At 42.6% G+C, this 5,551-nt stretch carries 8 protein-coding genes; all 8 read right to left on the reverse strand.

The window, feature by feature from the left end:
* On the reverse strand, positions 1–481 hold a 481-nt coding region (locus HZC12_09950), incomplete at its 3' end, for a DMT family transporter (protein ID MBI5027027.1).
* Positions 482–494: 13 nt separating this feature from the next.
* Positions 495–1,865 carry a sigma-54-dependent Fis family transcriptional regulator gene (locus tag HZC12_09955; protein ID MBI5027028.1) on the reverse strand — a complete coding sequence of 457 codons (1,371 nt, stop codon included), beginning with the start codon at positions 1,863–1,865 and terminating at the stop codon, positions 495–497.
* An 86-nt stretch (positions 1,866–1,951) separates the two neighbouring features.
* Entirely contained in the window at positions 1,952–2,347 is a 396-nt protein-coding gene (locus tag HZC12_09960) for a putative toxin-antitoxin system toxin component, PIN family (protein ID MBI5027029.1), read from the reverse strand.
* On the reverse strand, positions 2,344–2,589 hold the full coding sequence (locus tag HZC12_09965; GenBank protein ID MBI5027030.1) for a ribbon-helix-helix protein, CopG family: 246 nt from the start codon (positions 2,587–2,589) through the stop codon (positions 2,344–2,346). Before HZC12_09965 ends, HZC12_09960 begins: the two co-directional genes overlap by 4 nt.
* Positions 2,590–2,704: 115 nt before the next feature.
* Complete coding sequence (gatB, locus tag HZC12_09970; GenBank protein MBI5027031.1) at positions 2,705–4,135, reverse strand: Asp-tRNA(Asn)/Glu-tRNA(Gln) amidotransferase subunit GatB; 1,431 nt, start codon at positions 4,133–4,135, stop codon at positions 2,705–2,707.
* A complete protein-coding gene (locus HZC12_09975; protein ID MBI5027032.1) occupies positions 4,132–4,557 on the reverse strand; it encodes a putative toxin-antitoxin system toxin component, PIN family in 426 nt (141 codons plus the stop codon). Before HZC12_09975 ends, gatB begins: the two co-directional genes overlap by 4 nt.
* Complete coding sequence (locus HZC12_09980) at positions 4,554–4,772, reverse strand: ribbon-helix-helix protein, CopG family (protein MBI5027033.1); 219 nt, start codon at positions 4,770–4,772, stop codon at positions 4,554–4,556. The genes HZC12_09975 and HZC12_09980 overlap by 4 nt, the downstream gene beginning before the upstream one ends.
* Before the next feature lie 138 nt (positions 4,773–4,910).
* Positions 4,911–5,219: a nucleotidyltransferase family protein gene (locus HZC12_09985; protein MBI5027034.1), complete on the reverse strand. Its 309-nt coding sequence runs from the start codon at positions 5,217–5,219 to the stop codon at positions 4,911–4,913.
* Positions 5,220–5,551: the final 332 nt, after the last annotated feature.

The raw sequence follows: 5,551 nt of genomic DNA on the forward strand, positions 1-5,551 counted from the left end.
CCACAAGAAGCATCAGCCGTGAGCCATCCTCTTTGAGAAGTGCCCTTACAGGGCCGAGGAGCCCTGTCTTTGCATCATGGAGGTTCAGCGAATAACCTCCAGCAGAAATCAGGAATATCCCTACCCCTCCCATTACTGTAATTTTCTCTCCTAAGATAATCAGGGATGTAAGGATAAGAAAAATGGGTGTCAAACCAAGCAGCGGGACTGTAAGGCCGAGGGGAGATTTTTTGAGGGCCTTGACATACAGGACTGCAGCCACTATTTCAAGGGGCAGGGCAATGATTACGGAATAAATGAATACTGCGTCAAGAGGGGGAATCCCTGTTACCAGGACAGAGGCAACCAGAATTGGGAGGGAAAAGAGTAACCTCAACCACAAAACATGATATTCATTTTTTGAGGACAGGGCCTTTTTTGTCAGGGCATCGCTTGTGGCAAAGAAAAAGGCACAGAGTAAAGAATAGACAATCCAGAGCATATCAAGTTTAAATTTATTGTTCTATTCCATACTCTTTTATCTTTGTAAGCAGAGTCTTATAACTCACCCCGAGCATCTCTGATGCCTTGACTTTGTTTCCCCTGGTCTCTCTGAGGGCCTTTTTTATCCTCTGGGTCTCAGCGATTTTAAGGGCAGCCCTGGAAATCTCCTCAAGGGTTCCATCCATCGGGAGGTCCCTGAGTGTAGTCTCAAGAGCGCCAATGGAGCTGAGGCCCAAATGCTCTGGCATTATTGTGGGGGTTGTGCAGAGGATAAGCGCCCTCTCAATGACATTTTCCATTTCCCTGACATTCCCTTTCCACAGATAGTTCTTCAAAAGCTCCATTGCTTCTGGCGAGACTTCTTTTGGGGGGATTTTCATTTCCCTGGAGCAATCAGCAATAAAATGCTCGACAAGGGCCGGTATATCATCTCTTCTATCCCTCAGCGGGGGTATTGTAATCGGGAAGACGCTCAATCTGTAAAAAAGGTCTTCCCTGAAGCTCCTGTCAGCTACGGCAGCCTCGAGATTTTTGTTGCTGGCTGCAATTATCCTGACGTCTACTTTAATGGGCTTTATACCGCCAATCCTTTCTATCTCACCTTCCTGGAGCGTCCTGAGCAGCTTTGCCTGTAAAGCAAGATCCATCTCTCCGACCTCGTCAAGAAATATCGCCCCTTTGTTTGCAAGTTCAAATTTGCCGAACTTTTTTTCATCTGCCCCGGTAAAAGAACCCTTTTCATGGCCAAAGAGTTCGGATTCAAGCAGCTCCCTCGGTATTGCTGCACAATTTATCGTGACAAACGGATGTTCCTTTCTCGGGCTCAGAAAGTGTATTGCCCGTGCAAAAAGTTCCTTTCCAGTGCCGGATTCTCCAAGGAGGAGAACTGTTGTCTTTGTAAGGGCAACTCTCTGAACATTGTTTGCAACCTCAAGCATCTTCTGGCTCTTCCCGATTATCTTCGGATAACCGAGCTGGCTGGAGAATTCTTCTTTGAGCAGAATGTTTTCTGTAAGCAGTCTCTGGTTTTTAAGCGCCCTGCTGATAAGGACAAGCAGGTGGTCTGTATCCAGTGGTTTTGTTATGAAATCATAGGCCCCTGATTTTATGGCCCTGACCGCAGTTTCGATGGAACCAAAAGCAGTCATGACAATAACAGGGACTAAGGGGTTTTCTTCTTGCGATGCCTTGAGTACCTCAAGACCGTCTTTTTTGGGAAGCTTGAGGTCTGTGAGCACAAGGTCAATGCGGCTTTCTTTGATGCGCTTTATGCCTTCAGCGCCATCCCTGGCAGTGAGGGTTATAAAACCCTCAGACTCAAGGGTCTCTTTGAGCATCTGTGCCATCGAATCTTTGTCTTCAACTATAAGAATTGTTTCCATTTTATTTTTGAAATACTGAAATATTCTTTACAATTTTATATTTAAAGACATTTATGAGCCAAAGTTCAAAATATTGCCATGATTAATCACAGTCTTAAAAACTCTATCGGGCTTAGTATCTTTATCCCTGAGTACTCCTTAATAGACAAAAGATGGTGTTTATCTCCTGTAACAATATATGTAGCATTTGAAGCAACCGCACACTCAATAATTTTATTATCCGCAGGATCTTCCTTTATTATGGCAAGCGAAATATCAGGATTCACAATGGTGGTTATACTTTTGATATATTTTATAACCTCGGCTATCTGTTTATCTGTCCAGTGGAATTTTTCCTTCAAAACAGATTTAATCTCATAAAGGATTTTCTTTGAGATTACTACCTCAAAAAGTGACTGATTTGCAAGTTTCAATATCTCTTCACATTTACCACCAAAAAGCATTGCAGAGATATATACATTTGTATCAAGGATAACCCTCAATTTATCTTCATGCGGTGCTTGTGTATTAATTCGTCAACTTCTTCTTCTGTAGAGATACCAGATTCCTGTGCTGTTTTCATACCCCACTGGCGGAGTTGCTGCCAACGTCTATCATTAATATATTTTCGTAAGGCTTCTCTGAAAAGCTCACTTTTTGTGCGTTTTTCTTCCCTGGTAAGCCTTTCTACTTCCTTCACCATTTCAGGTGGGAGGGACAGGGTTGTTACTTTTGTAGTTCTCATATATAGCCTCCGTTGTATTTCTTAGTAATACTTTAAACTATGTGGTAAGTTTTTACAATAAAATTGAAGATAATTCACCTTGTCGGAATCGACTCGCACCGAGTTCTTTGGGTCTCTATGTGGAGAGCTTCTTTTTTAGTAATTCATTTACCAACTGCGGGTTTGCCTTGCCCTTTGTTGCCTTCATTATCTGGCCTACGAAGAAGCCTATGAGTTTCTCCTCACCTGCCTTGAACCTCTCAACCTCTTTTGGATTTTTTGCTATTGTTTCATCAATTGCCTTTTCGATGGCAGCAGTGTCACTTATCTGGGTGAGCCCTTTCTCCCTGACAATGTCCTCAGCATCCCTGCCTCTTCTATACATCTCTTCAAACACGGCCTTTGCAATCTTTCCACTTATAGTTCCATCCTCTATGAGCTTGAGCATGCCTGCAAGTTGTGCTGGCTTTAGCGAGCATTCTTCAATGGATTTATTATCTTCGTTAAGAAGTCTCATCAATTCCACCATCATCCAGTTGGACACTGATTTCGGATTGCCGCCTGCTTTTACAGCATCTTCAAACCAGTCTGCTATTGCGCGTTCAGTTGTAAGTAAATCTGCATCATACTCTGGAAGGCCATACTGCCTGACAAAGCGTTCACGTTTTGCATCCGGCAGCTCTGGAAGCCCAGCCCTCAACTGTTCGACCCAGGATTTATCAACCTCTATTGGCACAAGGTCTGGCTCAGGGAAATATCTGTAGTCATGGGCCTCCTCTTTTGAACGCATGGATGCTGTAATCCCCCTGCTTGAATCCCATAGCCTCGTTTCCTGAACAATTTTCCCTCCATCTTTGAGAACCTTTATCTGCCTTTTTATCTCATATTCGAGTGCTTTCTCAACAAACTTGAATGAGTTCATATTCTTTATCTCTGTCTTGACTCCAAATTCTTTCTGCCCCGGAGGTCTTACAGATACATTCGCATCACACCTGAGAGAGCCCTGCTCCATATTGCCATCGCACACCCCGAGGTAGCGAAGAATTGCCCTCAATTTTTTCATAAACTCTGTAGCCTCCTGAGGGCTGCGTATGTCAGGTTCAGTAACAATCTCCATTAAAGGTATACCTGACCTGTTTAAATCCACAAAACTGTAATTGCCTAAATCTTCATGGATGTTTTTACCTGCATCCTCCTCCATGTGAACCCTTGTTATTCCTTTTCTTTTAGCCTTTCCATCAACAATAATCTCCACATAGCCCTTTTCGCATATTGGAAGCTCGTACTGGCTTATCTGATAACCCTTTGGCAGGTCAGGATAAAAATAATTCTTCCTTGCAAACCTGCTATAAGGAGAAACTTTGCAGTTCATTGCAAGCCCTGTTTTTACTACATATTCAATGGCCTTTTTGTTCATCATAGGAAGGACTCCGGGCATGCCTATACATATAGGGCATGTCTGGGTATTTGGCTCAGCACCAAACTTCGTTGAGCACCCGCAGAACATCTTCGAGTCTGTTAACAATTGTGCGTGTATCTCAAGACCGATTACAGCTTCGTAAGTCATCTTTCTTTATCCTCCAGCCTCGCCTTTCCACTCAGATGGCCCCAGAATTCACGGGGAGAGACTATTTCTGTTTTCCTGTATCTCTTTAAGATCAGAAGGTCTTCGTCTCCTGTTATAATAAATCTGGCATTTCCACTTAATGCAGTGCCGAGTATTTTTATATCATCTTTATCTTTACAAATATTCTCATAGATCGGTTCAGCCTCAAATATTTCTGCCACTTCTTTTAGATAATTGATAATAGCATAAGTGATATTATGGGGCAGGTGTATTTTACTGATCAGTTTTTCCTTTACTTCAGAGAGAATATGCTCACTTATTATAATGGTGTGGTCTGAAAGACATACTTCAAATACCTCTGAACACAGGCCTCTGGAAGCAAAGGCAGCAACAATCACATTTGTATCCAGCACAACCCTCATGAAATGGCCTTAAATATATCCTCATCAGTAAGCAACCCCTGCGCCTCGGCAAAGGGCAGGACCTTTTTCCTTAATAGTTGAAATCTCTTTAGAGCGAGGTAACGGGCTATGGCATCCCTGATGATCTCGCTTTTTGATGTCTTTTCAGCCTTTACTACCCTATCCAGATCCCTCTGGAGTTTCTCGGGCAATCTTATTGTAATAGTCCCTTTCATTCATATCACCTCCCTTTACCCCGTTAGAAAGCCCCGTCGTTTCTAACGGGGTTTACTGTAAGACAGTGTAGCACAACAAGGATGGATTTGTCAAAAAGGGCACATCAATGATATCCTGGAGATATAACGAAACGTCTCTCATACTGCAACCTTCCCCCTGAGGACGATATCCTTGATTTCTTTCCGTAAAGCACTTTCCGGGACAACATCAACCTTGAGCTTTAGTTTTTCCTCAAGGAATATTGCCAAACCGACAAGGTCCAGCAGATTCGCGCCTTCCTCGAATTCAACCAGAACATCCAGATCGCTACCCTCCTTCTGCTCTCCTCTCACATACGAGCCGAAAATGCCTTTTATTTCCGCCTTGAAGCGCTTTCTTGCTTCTGCCTTCAGGCTGCTGAGGATCGCAGAAATTTCGCCTGAAGAAATCTTATCCTTATTTCTCATATCTATCACCCTTCCTTCATGACCTCTTGTACAGTCTCTTTATCCTCCTCCTGATTCATAAATGCTCAATATTCTTTTTCTATTATATTATATCTTATCTTATCTTATCTTATCTTATCCCTCCACCCTCGCCTCAAGCTCGGATTTGAAGGCTTTATAAGTCTTTTCCCTCAATGCCTTGAAGAATAAATCATAACTCATTTTTCTACTTCTGGATAAATATTATCAATTGCTTTTTGAATTTCAATTGTTTTTTGCAGAGCGGTAACGATTTTGCAGTAATGTTTTATATCATCAAAGGATAACCTTTTCCCTTTTCTGTCTTTCAGCCA

The sequence above is a fragment of the Nitrospirota bacterium genome, assembly GCA_016214385.1.
In the GTDB taxonomy this organism is placed as follows: Bacteria; Nitrospirota; Thermodesulfovibrionia; order UBA6902; family JACROP01; genus JACROP01.

Excerpts from the sequence above, each read along its gene's own strand:
- HZC12_09965 (MBI5027030.1), bottom strand. The coding sequence starts at position 2,589 with ATGAGAACTACAAAAGTAACAACCCTGTCCCTCCCACCTGAAATGGTG.
- gatB (MBI5027031.1), bottom strand. The coding sequence starts at position 4,135 with ATGACTTACGAAGCTGTAATCGGTCTTGAGATACACGCACAATTGTTA.
- HZC12_09985 (MBI5027034.1), bottom strand. The coding sequence starts at position 5,219 with ATGAGAAATAAGGATAAGATTTCTTCAGGCGAAATTTCTGCGATCCTC.
- HZC12_09955 (MBI5027028.1), bottom strand. The coding sequence starts at position 1,865 with ATGGAAACAATTCTTATAGTTGAAGACAAAGATTCGATGGCACAGATG.
- HZC12_09975 (MBI5027032.1), bottom strand. The coding sequence starts at position 4,557 with ATGAGGGTTGTGCTGGATACAAATGTGATTGTTGCTGCCTTTGCTTCC.
- HZC12_09980 (MBI5027033.1), bottom strand. The coding sequence starts at position 4,772 with ATGAAAGGGACTATTACAATAAGATTGCCCGAGAAACTCCAGAGGGAT.